Here is a 22,870-nt window from a genome sequence, read left to right on the forward strand (position 1 = left end):
GATCAGACAACAATGGCTGAAGCACGCGTCATCAAACGCTCAATGGTGCAAGGCATCTGCGAGGTGCTGTCGTCCTGGCCATGATCCGGCGTCAGGCCGGATGGTAGCGACTGCCCGTGCCAATGCAGCCCGGCCATCGGTCCAGGCTCTGAGGCCGGCCGATACAACCTCGCTGCGGGAGGTCGGGTTCGACAGCGGGAAGATCGGCGGGCGGCCGGTATGCCGCGCCATCGCCTGCACTCCCGCTTCGATCAGCGTGCGCCTGCTGCGCGGGGATGCAGCGTGCGCCTGCTGCGCGGGGATGCCGGCGCCCGCGGCCGTGGTGGCTCCGAGCACCGCAACAGAAAGGGCTGGTGACCTCTCGATCACCAGCCCCTTTCCGCTTCCCAGTGGAACCAGGCGGATTACTCCGCCGCGTTGTCCGTCAGCCGGGCGTTGTCGCCCCACAGAGTCCGCTGGTCACGGCCGGCGGCAACCGCGCGCAGGCGGTTCATCACCGCGCCCGTGCCCGCCGGGATCAGGCGGCCGACGATCACGTTCTCCTTCAGGCCCATCAGGCTGTCGGTCTTGCCGGCCGTGGCAGCCTCGGTCAGCACGCGGGTCGTCTCCTGGAACGACGCGGCGCTGATGAAGCTGTTGGTCTGCAGCGACGCCTTGGTGATGCCCTGCAGCACCGGCATCGCCACCCCCGGACGCTCATCCTTCATCAGCTTGGCATTGACCGCATCGAACTCGGCGCGGTCCACCTGCTCCCCGATCAGGAACGTGGTGTCGCCTGGATCGAGGATTTCCACCTTCTGCAGCATCTGGCGGACGATCACTTCAATATGCTTGTCGTTGATCTTCACGCCCTGCAGTCGATAGACGTCCTGGATCTCGTTCACCAGGTAGTCGGACAGCGCCTCGACGCCCATCACCTTCAGGATGTCGTGCGGCACGCGCGGGCCGTCGACCAGCGGATCGCCGCGGCGGACGAAGTCGCCTTCCTGCACCGACACGTGCTTGCCCTTCGGGATCAGGTACTCGGTTTCCTCGCCCGTCTCGTCGTTCTTCACGATGATCCGGCGCTTGGCCTTGTAGTCCTTGCCGAACTCCACCCGGCCGTCGGTTTCCGCGATGACCGCGTGATCCTTCGGACGCCGCGCCTCGAACAGTTCCGCCACGCGCGGCAGACCGCCGGTGATGTCGCGGGTCTTGCTGCCCTCGCGCGGGATGCGGGCCAGCACGTCGCCCGCCTGCACGACGGCGCCGTTGTCCACCGACAGGATCGAGTCCGGCGCCAGGAAGTAGCGGGCGTCGGTGTTGTTATCCAGCCGGATGACCTCGCCCTTCTCGTCCTTCAACTGCAGGCGGGGACGCAGATCAATGCTCTTGGACCCCTGCTTGTAGTCGACGACGACCTTGGAGGTCAGGCCGGTCACCTCGTCCATCCGCTCGACCAGCGTGATGCTGTCGATCAGGTCGATGTATTCGACCTTGCCGGCGCGCTCGGTGATGATCGGCAGGGTGAACGGATCCCACTCGGCCAGCTTCTGGCCGCGGGTAACCGCCTGGCCTTCTTCGGCCAGCAGCCGCGCGCCGTAGGGCACACGGAAGCGGGCCCGCTCGCGCCCCTTGTCGTCCAGCTGGACGATCTCGCAGTTGCGCGACATCACCACCAGGGCGCCCGTGCTGTTCGCAATCACGTTGCGGTTCTTGATGCTGATCGTGCCGTCGTGGCTGGCCTCGACACTCGACGTCTCGGCGCCACGCTGCGCCGCGCCGCCGATGTGGAAGGTGCGCATGGTCAGCTGCGTGCCCGGCTCACCGATCGACTGAGCGGCGATGACGCCGACCGCCTCGCCGATGTTCACCGGCGTGCCGCGCGCGAGGTCACGCCCGTAGCAGTGGGCGCAGACGCCGACCGCCGACTCGCAGGTCAGGACCGAGCGGATCTTGACGCCCTCGATGCCCGCCTGCTCGATCAGCTCGGCTTCGTGTTCCTCGATCAGCGTGTTGCGCGGCACCAGGACCTTGCCGGAGGCCGGGTCGATCACGTCCTCGGCCGTGGTGCGGCCCAGGGTCCGCTCGGACAGGGACGACACGACCTCGCCGCCGTCCATCACCGGATGCACCGTCAGGCCCCGCTCGGTGCCGCAGTCCTCCTCGACGATGATGCAGTCCTGCGCCACGTCGACCAGGCGGCGGGTCAGGTAGCCGGAGTTCGCGGTCTTCAGCGCCGTGTCCGCCAGGCCCTTGCGGGCGCCGTGGGTGGAGTTGAAGTACTCCAGAACCGACAGGCCTTCCTTGAAGTTGGCGATGATCGGCTGCTCGATGATCTCGCCCGAGGGCTTGGCCATCAGGCCGCGCATGCCGGCCAGCTGGCGCATCTGCGCGGGCGACCCACGCGCGCCGGAGTGCGACATCATCCACACCGAGTTGATGGGCTTGCCGATCTCCTGCTTGCTGATCTCCTTCATCATCGCCTTGGCGACGTCGTCGGTGCAGCGCGACCAGGCATCGACGACCTTGTTGTAGCGCTCGCCGGCGGTGATCAGGCCGTCCTGGTACTGCTGCTCGAAGTCCTTCACCTCCGCCTGGGTGGCGGCGATCAAAGTCTCCTTGCTGTCCGGGATGATCAGGTCGTCCTTGCCGAACGACAAGCCCGCCTTCGCCGCCTGCGTGAACCCGAGGCCCATCATCCTGTCGGCGAAGATCACGCACTCCTTCTGACCGCAGTGGCGATACACCACGTCGATGACGTCGGAGACGTTCTTCTTGGTGAGCTGCCGGTTGACCAGGCTGAACGGCACGAACGGATGCTTCGGCAGGATCTGCGCGATCATCATCCGGCCCGGCGTGGTCACCACGACCTGCCGGATCGGGTTGCCGCCGGCGTCCACCGTTTCGAACCGCGCCCGGATCTTGTCGTGCAGCGTGACCCGCCTGGCGAACAGCGCATGCTCGATCTCGCCGATGTTGGCGAAGATCGGCGCGTCGTTGTCCGGCACCTCCTTGAAGGCGGCGGTTTCCAGCGACAGGTAGTACAGGCCAAGGACGATGTCCTGGCTCGGCACGATGATCGGCTTGCCGTTCGCCGGGCTGAGGATGTTGTTGGTGGACATCATCAGCACGCGGGCTTCGAGCTGCGCTTCCAGCGACAGCGGCACGTGCACGGCCATCTGGTCGCCGTCGAAGTCGGCGTTGAAGGCGGTGCAGACCAGCGGATGCAGCTGGATCGCCTTGCCTTCGATCAGCACCGGCTCGAACGCCTGGATGCCCAGGCGGTGCAGCGTCGGCGCGCGGTTCAGCATCACCGGATGCTCGCGGATCACCTCTTCCAGGATATCCCAGACCTCGGGACGCTCCTTCTCCACCATCCGCTTGGCGGCCTTGATGGTGGTGGCGTGGCCGTACTTCTCGAGCTTGCTGTAGATGAACGGCTTGAACAGCTCCAGCGCCATCTTCTTGGGCAGGCCGCACTGGTGCAGCTTCAGCTCAGGCCCCACCACGATGACCGAACGGCCGGAGTAGTCGACGCGCTTGCCCAGCAGGTTCTGCCGGAAGCGGCCCTGCTTCCCCTTCAGCATGTCGGACAGCGACTTCAGGGGACGCTTGTTGGCGCCGGTGATGGCGCGGCCGCGGCGGCCGTTGTCGAACAGCGCGTCCACCGACTCCTGCAGCATGCGCTTTTCATTGCGGACGATGATGTCCGGCGCGCGCAGCTCGATCAGCCGCTTCAGGCGGTTGTTGCGGTTGATGACGCGGCGGTACAGGTCGTTCAGGTCGGACGTGGCGAAGCGGCCGCCGTCCAGCGGCACTAGCGGGCGCAGCTCGGGCGGGATGACCGGGATCACGTCCATGATCATCCAGTCGGGGCGGGAGCCGGATTCGCTGAACGCCTCGATCAGCTTCAGGCGCTTGACCAGCTTCTTGCGCTTGGCCTCGGAGGAGGTCTCCTTCAGATCGGCGCGCAGCTTGACCTTTTCGGAGTCGAGGTCGATGCGGTTCAGCACCTTCTTGATCGCCTCGGCGCCGATGCCGACTTCGAACTGGTCCTCGCCGAACTCGTCCTGCTTGGACATGAGCTGCTCCTCGGTCAGCAGCTGCAGCATCTTCAGGTCGGTCGTGCCGGGTTCGAGAACGACGTAGTTCTCGAAATACAGGATCTTCTCCAGCTCCTTCAGCGTCAGGTCGACCATCAGGCCGATGCGGCTGGGGAGCGACTTCAGGAACCAGATGTGGGCGACCGGAGACGCCAGTTCGATATGGCCCATGCGCTCGCGCCGGACCTTGGCCAGGGTGACCTCGACGCCGCACTTCTCGCAGATGATGCCGCGGAACTTCATGCGCTTGTACTTGCCGCACAGGCACTCGTAGTCCTTGATCGGCCCGAAGATGCGCGCGCAGAACAGGCCGTCCCGCTCCGGCTTGAACGTGCGGTAGTTGATGGTCTCGGGCTTGCGGATCTCGCCGTAGGACCAGGACCGGATCTGCTCGGGGCTGGCGATCTGGATCTTGATCTGGTCGAAAGACAGCGACTGGCCGGTTTGGCCAAGGATCTTCATAAGCTCATTCATACGTCTGACACCCTTCTGCACAGGGGTTCATCAAGTCGGACAGCACAACGCAATAATCCGTCCGGGCCGCCGTCCCTTCCGCCACGGCCAGGCGTGTCCCCATACGCGCCGCCATAGAGGGACGGGGACAGGTCCATTGCCTCTCCGTCATGGCCGGGCGTGTCCCGGCCATCTGCGCTTCGACGGTTGGGGGGTGGATGGCCGGGACACGCCCGGCCATGACGGTTTGGTACAACGCGTTGCTCAATCAAGCCGCCTGGTTGTCCAGGTCGACGTTCAGGCCGAGCGACTTCAGCTCCTTCACCAGCACGTTGAAGCTCTCGGGGATGCCGGCCTCGAAGTTGTCCTGCTCGCGGACGATCGCCTCGTAGACCTTGGTGCGGCCGGACACGTCGTCCGACTTCACCGTCAGCATCTCCTGCAAGGTGTAGGCCGCACCGTACGCCTCCAGCGCCCACACCTCCATCTCGCCGAAGCGCTGGCCGCCGAACTGCGCCTTGCCGCCCAGCGGCTGCTGGGTGACCAGGCTGTACGGGCCGATCGAGCGGGCGTGGATCTTGTCGTCCACCAGGTGGTGCAGCTTCAGCATGTAGATGAAGCCCACCGTCACCTTGCGCTCGAACGGCTCGCCGGTGCGCCCGTCGACCAGTGTGACCTGGCCCGACGTATCCAGGCCGGCCCGGTGCAGCATGCCCTCGATGTCGGTCATGCGCGCGCCATCGAACACCGGCGTGGCGATCGGCACGCCCTTGCGCAGGTTCTCGCACATCTCGATCAGCTGGTTGGTCTCCATCGACGCGATCTGCTGGCTGTAGACCGGTTCGCCATAGACCTCCTTCAGCGTCTCCAGCAGTTCCTGGCGGCGGGCGCCGGTACGGCGGTATTCCTCCACAAGGTCGCCGATCTGCCGGCCAAGATTGGCGCAGGCCCAGCCCAGGTGCGTTTCAAGAATCTGCCCGACGTTCATGCGCGAGGGCACGCCCAACGGGTTCAGCACCAGGTCCACCGAGGTCCCGTCCTCCAGGAACGGCATGTCCTCGACCGGCACGACGCGCGACACCACACCCTTGTTGCCGTGGCGGCCCGCCATCTTGTCGCCGGGCTGCAGCTTGCGCTTCACCGCGATGAAGACCTTGACCATCTTCATCACGCCGGGCGGCAGCTCGTCGCCGCGCTGAAGCTTCTCGACCTTGCTGTCGAACCGTGCCTGCAGCCGGCCGACGGCGGCATCGTATTCCCGCTTCAGGGTCTCGATGTCGGCCATCACCGCGTCGTCCTGCACGCCGATGTGGCGCCAGGAGCCGCGCGGATGCTCGGCCAGCAGGGCCTCGTCGATGTCGGTGCCGGCCTTGACGCCCTTGAACCCGCCGGACGCCTTGTTGCCCAGCAGCTTCTCGCGCAGCCGGTTGAGGAACGACCGCTCCTGGATGGCCCGCTCGTCGTCGCGGTCCTTGGCCAGGCGCTCGATCTCGGCGCGCTCGATCGCCATGGCGCGCTCGTCCTTGTCCACGCCGCGGCGGCTGAACACGCGCACGTCCACCACCGTGCCGGTCACGCCCGGCGGCAGCTTCAGCGACGTGTCGCGCACGTCGGACGCCTTCTCGCCGAAGATGGCCCGCAGCAGCTTCTCTTCCGGGGTCATCGGGCTTTCGCCCTTCGGCGTCACCTTGCCGACGAGGATGTCGCCCGGGTTCACCTCGGCGCCGATATAGACGATGCCAGCTTCGTCGAGGTTCTTCAGGGCTTCTTCGCCGACGTTCGGGATGTCGCGGGTGATTTCCTCCTGGCCGAGCTTGGTGTCACGCGCCATCACCTCGAATTCCTCGATGTGGATGGAGGTGAACACGTCGTCGCGGGCGATCCGCTCGGAAATCAGGATCGAGTCCTCGAAGTTGTAGCCGTTCCAGGGCATGAACGCGACCAGCACGTTGCGGCCCAGCGCCAGCTCGCCCAGCTCGGTCGAGGGACCGTCGGCGATGATGTCGCCTTCGATCACCCGGTCGCCAACCTTCACCAGCGGACGCTGGTTGATGCAGGTGGACTGGTTGGAGCGCATGAACTTGCGCAGCCGGTAGATGTCCACGCCCTTGGTCGTGCCGTCCTCGTTGGTCGCCCGCACCACGATGCGCGAGCCGTCGATCTGGTCCACAATGCCCGGGCGGCGGGCCACGATGGTCGCGCCGGAGTCACGCGCCACGGCGGCTTCCATACCCGTTCCGACCAGCGGCGCATCGGCGCGAATCAGGGGCACCGCCTGCCGCTGCATGTTGGAGCCCATCAGCGCGCGGTTGGCGTCGTCGTTCTCCAGGAACGGGATCAGCGCCGCGGCGACCGAGACCAGCTGCTTCGGCGAGACGTCGATCGCGGTGACGTCCTCGGGCCGTGCCAGGCGGAAGTCGCCCTGCTTGCGCACGGACACCAGGTCCTGGGTGAACCGGCCTCCGGTGTCCATCGGCGCATCGGCCTGGGCGACGACGAGGCGTTCTTCCTCCATCGCCGACAGGTAGCGCGCGCCGGGCTGCACGACGCCGTCCTTGACCAGCATGTACGGCGTCTCGATGAAGCCGTACTTGTTGACCTTGGCGTAGGTCGCCAGCGAGTTGATCAGGCCGATGTTCGGGCCTTCCGGCGTCTCGATCGGGCAGATGCGGCCGTAGTGGGTCGGGTGCACGTCGCGCACCTCGAAGCCGGCGCGCTCGCGGGTCAGGCCGCCCGGCCCAAGGGCGGAGAGGCGCCGCTTGTGCGTCACTTCCGACAGCGGGTTGGTCTGGTCCATGAACTGCGACAGCTGAGACGAACCAAAGAACTCCCGCACCGCCGCCGCCGCCGGCTTGGCGTTGATCAGGTCGTGCGGCATCACCGTGTCGATGTCGACCGCGCCCATGCGCTCGCGGATCGCCCGCTCCATGCGCAGCAGGCCGATGCGGTACTGGTTCTCCATCAGCTCGCCGACGGAGCGGACGCGCCGGTTGCCCAGGTTGTCGATGTCGTCGATCTGGCCGCGGCCGTCCTTCAGGTCGCACAGCGTCTTGACGGTGCGCAGCAGGTCGTCCTTGCGCAGCACGCGCTCGGTATCCGGCACCTCCGGCGTGCCCAGGCGCATGTTCATCTTTACCCGGCCGACGGCCGACAGGTCATATCGGTCGCCATCGAAGAACAGGCCGCGGAACAGCGCCTCGGCGGTTTCCGGCGTCGGCGGCTCGCCGGGGCGCATCACGCGGTAGATGTCGATCAGCGCGTCGTCGCGGTTGGTGTTCTTGTCCACCGCGAGGGTGTTGCGGATCCACGGGCCGTTGGACTGGTCGATCGCCAGCGTCGGCAGGCTGGTGATGCCGGCCTCCTCCAGCGCGGCCAGCCGCGCCTCGGCCAGTTCCTCGCCGGCTTCGGCGTAGATCTCGCCGGTATCCTCTTTCACCAGGTCCTCGGCCATGTAGCGGCCCAGCAGGTCGCTGCGGCCGACCAGCACTTCCTTGGTCTTCTCGGCGATGCGGCGGGCCTGGCGGGCGGTCAGCTTGGCGTCGGCCTCGGCCACGACCTCACCGGTGGCGGCGTCGATCAGCGGCTCCAGCAGCTTGACGCCACGGAATGCGTCGGGGTCGAATGGCCGCGCCCAGCCCTTCGGCGTACGCTCGAAGATCACCTTGCCGTAGAAGTGGCTGAGGATCTCTTCCTGGTCCATGCCGCGGATCTCGGATGGATCCAGGTCCTCGCCCTTGGCTTCGCGCGCGGCACGCAACTGCCCGGTGGCGGCGCTTTCCAGCGCATACAGCAGCGTGGTGACCGGCAGCTTCCGCTTCCGGTCGATGCGGACGTACACCAGGTCCTTGGAATCGAACTCGAAGTCGAGCCAGGAGCCGCGATACGGGATCACCCGCGCCGCGAACAGGTACTTGCCCGAGGAATGCGTCTTGCCCTTGTCGTGGTCGAAGAACACGCCCGGGCTGCGGTGCATCTGGCTGACGATGACGCGCTCGGTGCCGTTGATGACGAACGTGCCGTTGTCGGTCATCAACGGCATGTCGCCCATGTAGACGGGCTGCTCCTTGATGTCGCGGATCGAGCGGGAGCCGGTGTCCTCATCGACGTCCCAGACGATCAGGCGCAGGATCACTTTCAGCGGAGCGGCGAAGGTCATGCCGCGCTGGATGCACTCCTCAACGTCGTATTTCGGCTCTTCCAGCTCGTAATAGACAAACTCCAGGCGCCCGCGGCCGGCGAAGTCGTCAATCGGGAACACGGATTTGAACACTTCCTGCAGCCCGGAGTGAGTACGGTTGTCCGGGCGGACGTTCATCTGTAGGAACGCCTCGTAGCTGGAGCGCTGCACATCGATCAGGTTCGGCATCGGAGCCACTTCGGGGATCCGGCCGAAGCTCTTGCGGATGCGCTTCCGTCCAGTGAAGGACCGTGTGATCGCGTTCATCGATGATCCACCCTACCGTTAACCTGCCGAACCGCTAAATTGGGTGTCGGTGCCGCTCGCGCCAGAACCTGGGCACAACAACCCACCCGCCGAAACAGGAACGCGGGCGGAAATCGGCTGATTTCCACCCGCCCCCGATACAAAGGCCGTTGGCGTCTCGGCGGAGACGCCAGGCCGAAGCAAAGCTAGTGAGGGAAGCGTTACTTCACCTCCACGGTCGCGCCTGCCTCTTCCAGCATCTTCTTGATCTTCGCCACCTCGTCCTTGCCCACGCCTTCCTTCACGGTCTTCGGCGCGGCCTCGACCAGATCCTTGGCTTCCTTCAGGCCAAGGCCGGTGATGGTGCGGATTTCCTTGATGACGTTGATCTTCTTGTCACCCGACTTTGCCAGGATGACAGTGAATTCCGTCTGCTCTTCAGCCGGCGCGGCTGCCGCGGCACCCGCAACCGGGGCGGCCGCAACTGCCACCGGCGCGGCAGCGGACACGCCCCACTTCTCCTCGAGCATCTTCGAGAGCTCGGCAGCCTCGAGGACGGTCAGGGCTGACAGTTCGTCAACCAGCTTCTGTAGATCGGCCATATCGTGTGTTCCTTATCTAGACTTTGGTTGGTTCCATGCAAGCGGCATCAGCCGGCTTGCACCCAGATGCGTGCGTTGGCTGCCATGTGATCACGAATTTGTGATAACATGGCTTGCGTGTTACGCGGCTTCAGCCTCGGCTTCATCCTTCCTGGCATAGGCCCCGAAGACCCGAGCGAGTTGTCCAGCCGGTGCCTGCAGCACGCCGGCGATCCGGGTGGCGGGGGTGGAAATCATCCCCACCAGCCTGGCGCGCAGCTGATCCAGGCTCGGCAGTTCGGCGAGCGCCTTGATCCCATCCGCATTCAGCGCCTGGGTTCCGAGCGCGCCACCGACAATGACGAACTTCTCATTGGTCTTGGCGAACTCGACAGCGGTCTTCGCCACGGCCACCGGGTCAACCGACCACGCCAGCGCGGTCGGTCCCTTCAGCAATGGCTTGATGCTGTCGAACTGGGTCCCATCCAGAGCGAGGTTGGTCAGCCGGTTCTTCGCGACTTTGTAGGTCGACCCCGAGGCCCGCATCTTGCGGCGCAGATCCGTCACCTCGGCAACCGTCAGGCCCGCGTTGCGGGTGACGACGACCATCGAGGTAGCGGACAGTGCCTGATTGAGCCCGGCGACGAACTCGCGCTTCTCCGTACGGTCCACGTTTCGTCTCCGTTCGACCCGCCATTCCGCACACGGCGGCATGGAGGGCCAGGTTGCCCTTGGACGAGGTCCCCGGGACAAGCCCTGGGATTCGTCCGGTTCGCCTGTCCTGGAACCACCAAAGACCCGCAGGGGACAGGCCCCTGGGCTATCTGGCACCCCATCTCCCGCGCGCGGACGATCGGTCCATTAAACCTCCACCCTGGCAAGCCGGGGCGGCGGTACGAGCGGTCTTGGACAGGTTCGGAAAGGTTAAGCCCCCGGCATTGATCCAGGGGCGGGCACCTTTCCTGCGCGCCGGCCTTCGTTGAAGACCGGCGTATCCGGTTCAGACGCCGAGCGAACTCACGTCGACCCGGACGCCGGGCCCCATGGTCGAGCTGATCGACACCTTCTGTACATAAGTCCCCTTGGCGCCGGTGGGCTTCGCCTTCTGCACCGCGTCGGCCAGGGCGCGGGCGTTCTCCAGCAGCTTGTCCTCCTCGAAGGAGACCTTGCCGATGCCGGCGTGGATGATGCCCGCCTTCTCGGCGCGGAACTCCACCTGGCCGGCCTTGGCCGCGGAGACCGCGCCCTTGACGTCCATCGTCACCGTGCCGAGGCGCGGGTTGGGCATCAGGCCGCGCGGGCCAAGCACCTTACCCAGCCGCCCAACCACGCCCATCATGTCCGGGGTGGCGATGCAGCGGTCGAAGTTGATCTCGCCGGCCTGCACCTTCTCGGCCAGGTCCTCGGCGCCCACCACGTCGGCGCCGGCGGCCTGCGCTTCGTCGGCCTTGGCGGCGCGCGCGAACACGGCGACGCGCACGGTCTTGCCGGTGCCGTTCGGCAGGCTGGTCAGGCCGCGCACCATCTGGTCGGCGTGGCGCGGGTCGATGCCGAGGTTCATCGACATCTCGACCGTCTCGTCGAACTTCGTCTTCGAAACCGACTTGATCAGCTTGATGGCGTCGGCGAGTGTGTACGACTTGCTCTTGTCAACCGCGGCGCGGGCAGCGTTCAGGCGCTTGTTCTTGGCCATGGGATCAGCCCTCCACCACAGTCAGGCCCATCGAGCGCGCCGAACCGGTCAGCATGCGGACCGCGGCGTCGACGTCGTTGGCGTTCATGTCCTTCATCTTGATCTCGGCGATCTCGCGCAACTGCGAGGTCGTGATCCGGCCCACCGCGGCGCCCTTGCCGACATTGGTGCTGCCCTTGGTGATCCCGGCCGCCTTCTTCAGGAAGTAGGTGTTCGGCGGGGTCTTGGTGATGAAGGTGAAGGTGCGGTCCGCATAGGCAGTGATCACCACCGGGATCGGCATGCCCGGTTCCATGTTCTGGGTGAAGGCGTTGAATTCCTTTACGAAAGCCATGATGTTCAGGCCGCGCTGGCCGAGCGCCGGGCCGACCGGCGGCGACGGATTGGCCTTGCCGGCCGGAATTTGCAGCTTGATGTAGCCGACGATTTTCTTTGCCATGCTATCCCTGGTCCTTGTTCCAAGGGACCGCGGTGCTCGCGACGCCAGCCGTCCGCGCGGACGGCGGAAATCTCCCGCGTTCCAAAAGAGGCGCGCATATAGGGGCCGGCGTTCACCCTGTCCAGCGGAATCTTTGGTTGCCGGCGGCACGACGTCTGCATAACGAGCAGGCGGGATTGGCGCCATCGAGGCAACGGATGGTTGCAGGCTGCCAGCTCCGGCTGCCACATCCGGGTCAGCCGTTTCGCTGTTGATTTGTCTGCTTCAGTGGGCGCATAGTGTTTGGCAGCGGAATAATCGCGGTCCATGCATTTTGTGCAGTGCAGGATTGACGAATGTTGCCGACTCGCCAGTATGGCCGGGGGGTTGGGCCGTCATCGGAATTACATTGCATGACCACTTTACCGAGCCGTATTTTTCTGGGTTGTGTCGCCGGCGCGATCGCCGTCCTGGTGTTCCACCAGACCACCTTGCAGATCTTCTTCTGGCTAGGGCTGGCGCCGCAGGCGGCCTTCCGGGTTGCCCATGTGCCGCCTTTCCATGCGCCGATGATTCTCAGCATCACATTCTGGGGCGCCGTGTACGGCGGCCTGTTCGGCTGGGCGACGGCACGGCTGAAAGGGCCGTTGTGGCTTTACGGGTTTGTCGCGGGCTTCTGCATGCTGGTGCTGACCTGTTTCGTGATCAAGCCGCTCTCGGGACTGCCCATCGCCTTTGGCTGGCACAAGCTGGCGATGCTGCGGGCATTTGCCGCCAGTGAGATGTGGGGCGTCGGCGTCGGCCTGATCCTGCCCCTCCTGCTGCCACGCCGGCTGAGCGGCTGGCCGCAACATCGCCTTGCAGGCTGACGCCGAAAGAGAGTGTATTCCGCGCCGCGCGGCCGATGGCCGTGGCGAGCAAAGGAAACACAGACTCCATGTCGATCCGGCTTCCGGTCCTGTTGCGAGCGGCCACCGTCTGGCTGCTGATCCTGTCGTTGCAGACTCCCGCCCCGGCCCACGTCCGCACCATCCTGGCGGCGACACCCATTGGCCGGATGGACCTGCCGTGGTGGCGGGCGCGGCATGAGGCCAAGCTGCGTGAGATCGCCCGGGCCAAGCCCGAGCTGATTTTCCTGGGCGACTCCATCACCGAGAACTGGGAGAAGTCCGGTCCGCCCGCGTGGCGGGACTTCGCCAGGACCTGGAAGCGCTTCTACGGCGACCGCAACGCCGTCAACCTGGGCTTTATTGGCGATACCACCGCCAGCCTGCTCTGGCGCATCCGCAACGGTGAGGTTGCCCACATCTCCCCGAAGGTCGCCGTGGTGCTGATCGGCGCCAACAACCTTGGCAAGGTGCACTGGTCGGCCGAGGATACGGTCGCGGGCATCGACGCCATCATCGACGAACTGCATAAGCGCCTGCCGGCGACGAAGATCCTGCTGCTGGCGATGCTACCGTCGGAACGCTCGGCCTGGATCACCAGGACCACGGCGGAGGTCAACCACATGCTGGCGGCGAAGTACCAGGAGTCGCCGTCGGTGACCTACCTCGATCTGTCGGCGCTGTTCCTGCGCGACGGCGTGGTGAACCGTGATCTGTACTACGATCCGAAGCTGACGCCCCCGGACCCGCCGTTGCATCCGACCGCCCAGGGCATGACAATGCTGGCCAAGGCGATGGAACCAGTGCTGGCCACGATGCTGAACGACCGGCCGCATACGTAGGGGCGGCCAGGAAATTACCGCATCATTGGGTGTGGGGCACCGGTCTCTCCGCGTCATGGTCCGCGAAGGCGGACCGCCCACGCCTTGCGGTGCTGATCGCGGCAAAGGCGTGGATGGCGGGCCCGCGCCCACCATGACGTTAAGGGGCCGGTGCCGCGGTTATTCGCGGACGGACCCATGGATGTGTGGGCCGCCGCAGAACGCAGAGGGGGAAACCACAGCATGCCAAAAGGGTATTGGATCGCGCGGGTCGATGTCTCCGATCCGGTGGGCTACCAGGAGTACGTCGCCGCCAACGCGACTGCCTTCCGCAAGTACGATGCCCGCTTCGTCGTCCGTGGCGGCCGGTCCGAGGCGCCCGAGGGCACGCCCCGGTCGCGCAACGTCGTCCTGGAGTTCAAGGACTACGACACGGCGCTGGCCTGCTACCGCTCTCCGGAATACGCCGCGGCGCGGACCTTGCGGGAAGGGCGGTCGGTGGCGGACCTGCTGATCATCGAGGGGTATGACGGACCGCAGCCGGGTTAGGCGCCGGCCTCTTCACGAACCGTTCAGAACACGCGGTGCCGTGTCGTCGCCCGGCCGGCCGCGGGACCTGGCGCCGCGTGCTCGCAGCCGGAAAAAGCACCGGCGGAACAGGATGATGATCGCCGCCCACCTGGCCGGCGGGACGCCATGCGCCGCGCCGAAGATGCGGTTTGTCACTGTATGACCTTACGGCTATGGTCGGATTTCAACCAGGGGCTGCCAGATGGGGTCGGTTACACGGGTCGCCGTCACGGTGACGTTCTTAAGAATGGACCGGGCGCCGAAGGACCCTGCACCGTCGCTTCCGCCTGGCGTGCAGGTCGTGCGCGTGGAAACGCCGACCGTCGGGTTTTACCGCTACCTGTATAATACCGTTGGAAACGACTACCTGTGGTGGCTGCGGCGCACCACCTCGGACGAGGATCTGGCGTACCTGCTGCGGCATCGCGCGGTGACGATCTTCGTGCTGTACGCCAAGGGCGAACCGGCTGGGTTCTTCGAGCTGGATGCCCGCACCTGGACCGACATCAACCTGAGCTACTTTGGCCTGATGCCGCATGCGATCGGCACCGGCATCGGCCATGCGTTCCTGCGCCGCGCGGTCGACGAGGTGTGGCAGGCCGGGGCGAAGGGGATGACGGTGAATACCTGCACGGCCGATCATCCGCGGGCTTTGCCGACCTATTTGCGGGCGGGATTTCATGTGATCCGGCGGGCGAAGGAACTGTGGAACATCCCGGATAGCCTGAATATGCCGATCCCGCCAGCGCTGCGGGTATGATCGTGCGCCGGGTGACAGCGACGTAGCGAGCCGGGTTCATTGCGGATCACGCAGAAGCACGCATGATGATTGCGCTGGTGTCATGGCCGGGCGTGTCCGCATAGGCGCTAACCTACAGCAGACCGCGGGTTGGTTGAGACACGGCGACGGCGCACCTCACTCGTCATGGCCCGGCTTGTCCCTACGGGATGCACACATCTCGGAAACGGTCCGCCGCTGCGTTTCCCTTTCGTCATGGCCCGGCTTGTCCGGGCCACCTATTCCAGCACGTGTGCCGCGACAGGTGGCCCGGACGAGCCGGGCCATGACGATGGGGGAACGCTCTTGGCGCCCAGGCAAGCACTTGATTTTACGGTCATTTCCGACTCGTTTCCAGGATGTGTGCATTGCGTAGGGCTCGTCCGGGCCACCTATTCCAGCACGTGTGCCGCGACAGGTGGCCCGGACAAGCCGGGCCATGACGATGAAGACAGGCCGTCTGCGTCCCAACTAACCTGCGGTCTGCTGTAGTGCGGCATGAGGCACAGTCGTTCCCACCACGTCATGGTGGGCGGGGGCCCACCATCCACGCCTTTTGCTGCGATCAGCACCGTAAGGCGTGGATGGCGGCCCTGCGGCCGCCATGACGAGGGGGCGGGGTACCGCGCCCGGCCATGACGATAGAGAGACGGCCTTGCTTCGCCAGTCCGCTTATCCCGAGCGGCAATACCTCGCCCTCAGTGGTTGTTCCGGCTCTCCCCCCGCGTCTCGATGACATTCAGGAACAGCGTCGCCGGCTCCAGGCAGGCGCCGCTGCCCAGTTGCCCGACCATCGACCGGTAGATCTCCTCCCACGGCGTCATGCTGTTCAGCTTCGGCGCCTGCCATGCCGCTTTCCGCGCCTCCAGCTCGCCTTCCGGCAGCAGCACGTCGACGCTGCGGCGATTGAGATCGATCCTGATCCGGTCCCCGGTCTTCAGGATCGCCAGGCCGCCGCCGACCGCCGCCTCCGGCGAAACGTTCAGGATCGACGGTGAGCCTGACGTCCCCGACTGCCGCCCGTCCCCCATTGTCGGCAAGGCGCTGATCCCGCGCTTCAGCAGCGCTGCCGGCGGCTGCATGTTCACCACCTCGGCACTGCCGGGATAGCCGACGGGGCCGCAGTTGCGGATGATCAGCACCGACTGCTCCTCGACGCCCAGGCCGGGATCCTCGATACGGTGGTGGTAGTCCTCGGGCCCGTCGAACACGATCGCCTTGCCTTCGAACACGTTCGGCCGCTCCGGGTTGGACAGGAACCGCTCCCGGAATTCCTTGTCGATGACGCTGGTCTTCATCACCGCGCTGTCGAACAGGTTGCCCGACATCACCACGTAGCCGGCCGCCGGCATCAGCGGCGCGTCATAGGCGCGGATCACCTCGCGATCGCCGTCCGGCACCTCCGCCAGGTTCTCCGCCAGCGTGCGGCCGGTGACCGTCATGACGTCACCGTGCAGCTTGCCGGCGGCCAGCAGTTCCTTCATCACCGCGGGCACGCCGCCTGCGCGATGGAACTTCTCGCCCAGGAACCGGCCGGCGGGCTGCAGGTCGACCAGCAGCGGGATCTCCGGCCCCAGGCGCTGCCAGTCGTCCAGCGTATGCTCCACCCCCATGTGCCGGGCGGTGGCGATCATGTGGATCGGGCAGTTCGACGAGGCGCCCAATGCCGCCGCCGCGACGACTGCGTTCTCGAACGCCTGCTTCGTCATGATATCGGACGGGCGCAGGTTCTCGTGCACCATGCCGACGATGCGCTTGCCGGTCTCGTACGCCATCCAGCCTCGCTCCCGGTACGGCGCCGGGATGGCGGCGCAACCGGGCAGCGACATGCCCAATGCCTCGGCCAGCGCGTTCATCGACGTCGCCGTGCCCATGGTGTTGCAGTGCCCGGCCGACGGCGCCGACGACGACACCATCTTCATGAACTGCTCGTAGTCGATCTTGCCCTCGGCGTAGAGCTTGCGTCCCTCCCAGACAATGGTGCCGGAGCCGGACAGGCGGCCCTGCCACCAGCCGTCCAGCATCGGACCGCCCGACAGCACGATGGCGGGGATGTTCACCGTCGCCGCGCCCATCAGGCAGGCCGGCGTTGTCTTGTCGCAGCCGGTGGTCAGCACCACGCCATCCAGCGGATAGCCGTGCAGCACCTCCACCAGCCCCAGGTACGCCAGGTTGCGGTCCAGTGCCGCGGTCGGCCGCTTGCCGGTTTCCTGGATCGGGTGCATCGGGAATTCCAGCGGCACGCCGCCGGCGTCACGGATGCCGTCGCGGATGCGGCTGGCGAGTTCCAGGTGATGCCGGTTGCACGGCGACAGGTCCGACCCGGTCTGCGCGATGCCGATGATCGGCTTGCCGCCGCGCAGTTCCTCGGGCGTGATGCCGTAGTTCATATAGCGCTCGAGATACAGCGCGGTCATCGCCGGATCGGTCGGATCATCGAACCACCGGCGGGATCTGAGGCGCTTGTCGCCGCTGCCGTTGTGACTGGCCATGGTTGCTTCCTCCTGATGGCGCGAACACTGTGCGGGTGGCCGGGCCGGGTCAAGCGGCCCATCCGGGCGTTGCCGATTGGCGGTGGAACATGCCAGGGGAACATGACCGAGTCGTAACCGCAAATGGCTTGCCGCCTGCCTAATTTCCGGGCATCACCAACAGGATGATGGGCGCCTACGCCGCATGAACCCTCTCGCCTGGCTGATCAGCCTTGTCCTGCCCGCCTGCGGCTTTCCTGCGGCGGAAGGGTTGCCCACGCCACCGGTGATGGACGTCGCGCACATCGTCCGTCCCGCTACGCCGAACACCGCCCTGGCGGCACCTGCCGGGTTCACCCCGGCGCCCGACATCGTGACCCCGGTCTATCACGTGCCAGCCGATCGGCTGTTCGCTTTGGTGCGGGAAGTGGCGGCGGACCAGCCCAGGACCTACCAGGCCGCGCTGTATCCCGAGCAGCGCCAGGCGCACTACGTTGCCCGCAGCGCGGTGTTCAATTTTCCCGATCTTGTCATGGTCCAGGTCCGCGCCGACTCCCCCGGCTCCAGCGACCTGATACTCTATTCCCGTAGTGTCTATGGCCGAGGCGACCTTGGCGTGAACCGCAAGCGCGCTGAAACCTGGCTCGACGCCCTGGACAAGAAACTCCCCCCTTCCAGCGAGAGATAACCCGTTTATGCGAGGTCTCGGTCCCTTTCTGAAAGACGCCTGGCGTCTCACCCGCCCCTATTTCATGACGTCCGAGGAGAAGTGGTCCGCGCGCGGGCTGCTGGCGGTGATCATTGCCATGAACCTCACGATCGTCGGGGTCAGCGTGATCCTGAGCTACTGGCGGCGCGAGTTCTACAACGCCTTGCAGGTGAAGGACGCGGCCGCGTTCCTGCAACTGCTGTTCGTCTATCGCTCGACCCCCAGCGGCCTGATGCCGGGCTTCTGCGAACTGGCGGGCGTCTACATCATCCTGGCGGTGTACTCAGTCTACCTGAACCAGTTGCTGCAGATCCGCTGGCGCCGCTGGATGACGCGGGAGTTCCTGGCGGAATGGTTGGCTGACCGCGCCTATTACCACATCAGCCTGACCGTCGATCGCGCTGCCATCGGTACCGACAACCCCGACCAGCGTATCTCCGAGGACCTGCGCGACTTCACCGACACCACCCTGTCGCTCAGCCTGGGCCTGCTGTCGAACATCGTCTCGCTGTTCAGCTTCGTCGTCATCCTGTGGACCCTGTCCGGCCCGGTCGAGCTGTTCGGTGTCCACATCCCGGGCTACATGGTCTGGGTCGCCCTTGCCTATGCCGTGGTCGGCACCTGGCTGACCCACCTCGTCGGCCGCCCGCTGGCGCTGCTGAGCTTCCGGCAGCAGCGGGTGGAGGCGGATTTCCGCTACGCCCTGGTGCGCGTGCGCGAGAACATGGAAGGCATCGCGCTGTACCGCGGCGAGCATGAGGAAAGCGTCACCCTGCGCGAGCGCTTCGGCGCGGTCGTCGCCAACTGGCGACAGATCATGACGCGGACCAAGCTGCTGAACTCGCTGACCAACGGCTATAACCAGGTCGCCATCGTCTTCCCGGTGGTGGTCGCGGCGCCGCGCTATTTCTCTGGCGCTCTGCAGCTGGGTGGCCTGATGCAGACCGTCGGCGCCTTCGGCTCGGTGCAGGGGTCGATGTCGTGGTTTGTCGACTCGTACGCGTCGCTGGCGCAGTGGCGCGCCATCATCGAACGTCTGGCGACATTCGACCGGGCTATTGTCAGGGCGCGGGCGGAGGCCACCGGCGGCTTCACTGTCACCCAGGCGCCGGCCGGCACGGTGCGCATCCGCGACGTCAGCATGAACCTGCCCGACGGCACCAAACTGCTGGAGGGCGCGGACCTGACGCTGACCGCAGGCCACTCCATCGTCATCACCGGCCGTACCGGGACCGGCAAGTCGACGCTGTTCCGGGTGCTGGCCGGCATCTGGCCGTTCGGCAAGGGCCTGGTGCAGATCCCGCCCAACTCGTTCTTCCTGCCGCAACGGCCGTACATCCCATTGGGCACGCTGCGCCACGTGGTCACCTATCCCAACCCGGTCGAGGCCTTCAGCGCCGAACAGTTGGCCCAGGCCCTGACCGATGCCGGCCTGCCGCACCTGGTGGACCGGCTGGAGCATGACGACAACTGGCCGGCCCGCCTGTCGGGCGGCGAGCAGCAGCGGGTCGCCCTCGCCCGCGCTCTGCTGGCGAAGCCGGACTGGATCTTCATGGACGAGGCCACCGCCAGCCTGGACCCCGACGCCGAGGCGGAGCTCTATCGCGTACTGAAGCAGCGCCTGCCGAACGCGACGCTGATCTCCATTGCGCACCGCCCGTCGGTGGCCGCGTTCCACAAGGAGCGGCTGAACTTCCAGCGCGAGCGGGGCAAGCCGGGCGTGCTGGTGACGCAGACCGTGGAACCGGCTGTGGGGGACTGAGGCAATGGACGCGCTGCACTTTTCCGACATCAGCGAGCCGAAGCCGACGAAGGCGGGGCTGGCCGAGGCCTATGCCGGCATCAATGCCGCGCTCGACCGCGGCGACCGGACCGCCGCGCTGGCGGACTGGGACAGGCTGCGGCGCCACTACGACACCTGGTCGGCTTTGGTGCATCTGCGCTTCGCCCAGGACACCACGGACGCGACCGCCAAGGCGGATCGCGACTATGCCGACTCCCTGGCGCCCGAGGCGGCGGAGTTCGAGATCGCCCTGAAGCGCCGCCTGCTGGCTGATGCGGACCAGCCGGGGCTGGCGGCGATCGCCGGCGCGCATGCGCTGCGGCTGTGGGAGACGGATGTCACAACCTTCGATCCGGCGATCAAGCCGGACCTGGAGGAGGAGGCCCGTCTCGGCGCCCGCTACACTGAATTGCTGGCCTCGGCGGAGCTGCATTTCGCCGGCCAGACGCTGAACCTGGCCGGCATCGGGCCGCATCTGGAGGATCCGGACCGGCAGACCCGCTACCAGGCCGAGACCGTGCGCTGGGGCTTCTTCGAGGCCAACGCCGCCGAACTGGACGACCTGTACGACCAGTTGGTGCGCCTGCGGCACGGGATGGCTCGCAAGCTGGGCCTGCCGACGTTCACGCCGCTCGGCTACCGCCTGCTGCGCCGGGTCGATTACGGTCCCGATGACGTCGCCCGCTACCGCGAGCAGGTCGTGCAGCACGTGGTGCCGCTCGTCGGCCGCCTGCTGGAGGCGCGGCGCGCGACCAACGGCTGGGACCGGCTGCGCTTCTGGGACGAGGCACTGATCGACCCCGCCGGCAACCCGAAGCCCATCGGCGACCACGACGTGCTGGTTGAGCAGGCGCAGGCAATGTTCGACGGCATGGACCCGCGGCTGGCCGGATTCTACCGGATCATGCGGCAAGGCGATTTCATGGACCTGCGCAACCGTCCCGGCAAGGCCGGCGGCGGCTTCTGCACCTCGTTCCCGTCGGTGGGCGTGCCCTACATCTTCGCCAACTTCAACGGCACCAACGCCGACATCGGCGTGTTTACGCACGAAATGGGCCACGCCTTCCAGAACTGGGAAAGCCGCGAGCAACCCGGCGTCGATTATCTCTGGCCGACGATGGAGGCGGCGGAGATCCACTCCATGAGCCTGGAATTCCTCACCTTCCCCGGCATCGGCCGGTTGGTGGGCGAGGACGCGGCGGACCGGTTCCGGCGCATGCACCTGATTGGCGCGCTGAGCTTCCTGCCGTACGGAGTCTGCGTCGATCACTTCCAGCACGAGGTGTATGCCAACCCCGACGCCTCGCCGGCCGAGCGGCATGCGATGTGGCAGCGGCTGGAGAAGCTCTACATGCCGTGGTCGGACTACGGCGACATCGCGTTTCTGCGGAAGGGCGGGCGTTGGCAGGCGAAGCCGCATATCTACGGCTCGCCATTCTACTACATCGACTACACGCTGGCGCAGTGCTGCGCGATGCAGTTCTGGGTGAAATCACGGCACGACTACCCGGCGGCACTGGAAACCTACGTGAAGTTGTGCGGCCGCGGCGGGTCGGCGCCGTTCCAGGATCTTGTCCGCTCGGCCGGACTGGTTTCACCTTTCGCCGAGGGTGCCCTCGCCGATGTGGTGCGGGAGGCCGAGGCGGTACTGGGCCTGTAGCCGCCCCTACGGAAAGGACGGTTGCCATGGACCCCACGTTTCTGCCTGCCACTGCCCTGTCCGACCTGGTTCGCCGCCGCAAGCTGGGCGCGCTGGAACTGCTGGACCATTACATCGCCCGGGTCGAGCGGCTGGACGGCCGCATCAACGCCGTCGTGGTGCGCGACTTCGAGCGCGCCCGGACCCGTGCCCGCGCGCTGGACTCGCAGGCGGACAAGTCGGCGCCGCTGTTCGGCGTGCCGATGACGGTGAAGGAGAGCTTCGACGTCGCCGGCCTGCCCTCGACCCGCGGCCATGAGGAGCTGAAATCCCGGCTGGCTGGCATGTCCACCATTGCGGTGCGGCGGCTGGAGGCGGCGGGCGCGGTGATAGTCGGCAAGACCAACGTGCCGGTCGATCTGGCCGACTGGCAGAGCTACAACCCGGTGTACGGCACGACGTCGAACCCGTGGAATGTGGACCACACGCCAGGCGGTTCCTCCGGCGGTTCGGCTGCGGCGCTGGCCGCCGGGCTGACCGCGCTGGAGATTGGCAGTGACATCGGCGGCTCGATCCGCGTGCCGGCGCATTTCTGCGGCGTGTTCGGACACAAGCCGACCCACGCCCTGGTGCCGAACTATGGCGATCCGGCGCTGAGTTCCGCCGCCGGCACCGATATCGCCGTGTCCGGCCCGATGGCACGCTCGGCGTCGGACCTGGCGGTGGCGCTGGATGTGCTGGCCGGCCCCGATCCGGACGAGAGCGGGCTGACGCTGACCCTGCCGGCACCGCGCTTCACCGGGCTGAAGGACCTGCGCGTGGCGGTCTGGGCGGAGCAACCCGGCCAGGCGACGGACGCCGAGACGGTGGTGGCGCTGCATGCCCTGGCCGACGGGCTGGAGCGGGAAGGGGTGACCATCAGTCGCACGGCGCGTCCGCCATTCGATCCCACCGAAGCCTACAACCTGTATCTGCGCCTGCTGGATGCGGCCTGGAGCATCCGGGTCCCGGACGACGTCATCGCGAAGCGGCGCAAGCTTTGCGCGACCCTGCCGGATTCCGCCAACAGCGCCGATGACATCATGCTGCGGACCGTCGGCATCGAGCATCGCGCCTGGCTCGCGCTGAACGAGCGGCGCTGCCAGTGGCGCCGGGCCTGGACGGCGTTCTTCAGGGACTGGGATGTGCTGCTGTGCCCGGCGCTGGGCTGCGCGGCGCTGCCGCACCGGCAGGACGGCAACACCTGGGAGCGGCGGATCACCATCGAGGGGCAGGAGATCGCTTACAACGACCTGCTGTTCTGGCCGGGGCTGACCGCCGGCTACCATCTGCCGGGGACGGTCGCGCCGATGGGGTTCACCAAGGCGGGCCTGCCGCTGGGGGTGCAGATCGCCGGGCCGATCCATGGCGACCGGACGACGATTGCGGTGGCGGCGCTGCTGGAACAGGCGTGGATGGGGTTCAGGCCGCCGCCAGGCTGGTGAAGCATTCTGTCGTGGTGTGCCGCTGTTTGGTGACCTTCACATGTGTCGACAGGGAAATACCGGCGGCGGGTAGCC

The 22,870-nt window shown here is 66.4% G+C and carries 16 protein-coding genes; 8 read left to right on the top strand and 8 right to left on the bottom strand.

Annotation, left to right across the window (positions count from 1 at the left end; all coding sequences use genetic code 11):
* Positions 1-39 precede the first annotated feature (39 nt).
* The 7 genes from CCS01_RS36245 to rplK form a co-directional block, all read right to left on the bottom strand.
* On the bottom strand, positions 40-447 hold the full coding sequence (locus CCS01_RS36245) for a malic enzyme-like NAD(P)-binding protein (RefSeq protein ID WP_408887515.1): 408 nt from the start codon (positions 445-447) through the stop codon (positions 40-42).
* Complete coding sequence (gene rpoC / locus CCS01_RS27530; protein ID WP_104521970.1) at positions 405-4,559, bottom strand: DNA-directed RNA polymerase subunit beta'; 4,155 nt, start codon at positions 4,557-4,559, stop codon at positions 405-407. The genes CCS01_RS36245 and rpoC overlap by 43 nt, the downstream gene beginning before the upstream one ends.
* Before the next feature lie 247 nt (positions 4,560-4,806).
* Entirely contained in the window at positions 4,807-8,982 is a 4,176-nt protein-coding gene (gene rpoB, locus CCS01_RS27535) for a DNA-directed RNA polymerase subunit beta (RefSeq protein WP_104521971.1), read from the bottom strand.
* A 200-nt stretch (positions 8,983-9,182) separates the two neighbouring features.
* On the bottom strand, positions 9,183-9,563 hold the full coding sequence (rplL, locus tag CCS01_RS27540) for a 50S ribosomal protein L7/L12 (protein WP_104521972.1): 381 nt from the start codon (positions 9,561-9,563) through the stop codon (positions 9,183-9,185).
* Between the two features lie 120 nt (positions 9,564-9,683).
* Complete coding sequence (rplJ, locus tag CCS01_RS27545; protein ID WP_104521973.1) at positions 9,684-10,214, bottom strand: 50S ribosomal protein L10; 531 nt, start codon at positions 10,212-10,214, stop codon at positions 9,684-9,686.
* A gap of 328 nt (positions 10,215-10,542) precedes the next feature.
* Positions 10,543-11,235, bottom strand: coding sequence for a 50S ribosomal protein L1 (gene rplA, locus CCS01_RS27550; RefSeq protein WP_104521974.1), 693 nt, complete (start codon positions 11,233-11,235; stop codon positions 10,543-10,545).
* A 4-nt stretch (positions 11,236-11,239) separates the two neighbouring features.
* On the bottom strand, positions 11,240-11,674 hold the full coding sequence (gene rplK / locus CCS01_RS27555; RefSeq protein ID WP_104521975.1) for a 50S ribosomal protein L11: 435 nt from the start codon (positions 11,672-11,674) through the stop codon (positions 11,240-11,242).
* Positions 11,675-12,012: 338 nt separating this feature from the next.
* On the opposite strand from rplK, the gene CCS01_RS27560 reads away from it, so the two are divergent.
* From CCS01_RS27560 to CCS01_RS27575, 4 genes are all read left to right on the top strand, one after another.
* Complete coding sequence (locus tag CCS01_RS27560) at positions 12,013-12,522, top strand: hypothetical protein (protein WP_158258641.1); 510 nt, start codon at positions 12,013-12,015, stop codon at positions 12,520-12,522.
* 68 nt (positions 12,523-12,590) lie between these two features.
* On the top strand, positions 12,591-13,382 hold the full coding sequence (locus CCS01_RS27565) for a GDSL-type esterase/lipase family protein (protein WP_104521977.1): 792 nt from the start codon (positions 12,591-12,593) through the stop codon (positions 13,380-13,382).
* A gap of 222 nt (positions 13,383-13,604) precedes the next feature.
* On the top strand, positions 13,605-13,910 hold the full coding sequence (locus tag CCS01_RS27570; protein WP_104521978.1) for a DUF1330 domain-containing protein: 306 nt from the start codon (positions 13,605-13,607) through the stop codon (positions 13,908-13,910).
* A gap of 223 nt (positions 13,911-14,133) precedes the next feature.
* Positions 14,134-14,691 carry a GNAT family N-acetyltransferase gene (locus CCS01_RS27575; protein ID WP_104521979.1) on the top strand — a complete coding sequence of 186 codons (558 nt, stop codon included), beginning with the start codon at positions 14,134-14,136 and terminating at the stop codon, positions 14,689-14,691.
* Between the two features lie 716 nt (positions 14,692-15,407).
* Here CCS01_RS27575 and CCS01_RS27580 read toward each other — a convergent pair.
* Positions 15,408-17,201 (bottom strand): IlvD/Edd family dehydratase, encoded by a 1,794-nt coding sequence (locus CCS01_RS27580; protein ID WP_104521980.1) that lies wholly within the window; start codon positions 17,199-17,201, stop codon positions 15,408-15,410.
* 184 nt (positions 17,202-17,385) lie between these two features.
* Here CCS01_RS27580 and CCS01_RS27585 point away from each other — a divergent pair, with 184 nt between their 5' ends.
* Genes CCS01_RS27585 through CCS01_RS27600 form a run of 4 tightly spaced genes read left to right on the top strand, consistent with a single transcriptional unit; the run spans position 17,386 to position 22,795 of the window.
* Entirely contained in the window at positions 17,386-17,868 is a 483-nt protein-coding gene (locus CCS01_RS27585) for a DUF1499 domain-containing protein (protein ID WP_104521981.1), read from the top strand.
* 7 nt (positions 17,869-17,875) lie between these two features.
* Positions 17,876-19,651: an ABC transporter ATP-binding protein/permease gene (locus CCS01_RS27590; protein ID WP_104521982.1), complete on the top strand. Its 1,776-nt coding sequence runs from the start codon at positions 17,876-17,878 to the stop codon at positions 19,649-19,651.
* Positions 19,652-19,655: 4 nt separating this feature from the next.
* Positions 19,656-21,332: a M3 family oligoendopeptidase gene (locus CCS01_RS27595; RefSeq protein WP_104521983.1), complete on the top strand. Its 1,677-nt coding sequence runs from the start codon at positions 19,656-19,658 to the stop codon at positions 21,330-21,332.
* Between the two features lie 26 nt (positions 21,333-21,358).
* A complete protein-coding gene (locus CCS01_RS27600) occupies positions 21,359-22,795 on the top strand; it encodes an amidase (RefSeq protein WP_104521984.1) in 1,437 nt (478 codons plus the stop codon).
* The last annotated feature ends 75 nt before the right edge of the window (positions 22,796-22,870 follow it).

Origin of the sequence: Rhodopila globiformis (genome assembly GCF_002937115.1) — a bacterium.
In the GTDB taxonomy this organism is placed as follows: Bacteria; Pseudomonadota; Alphaproteobacteria; order Acetobacterales; family Acetobacteraceae; genus Rhodopila; species Rhodopila globiformis.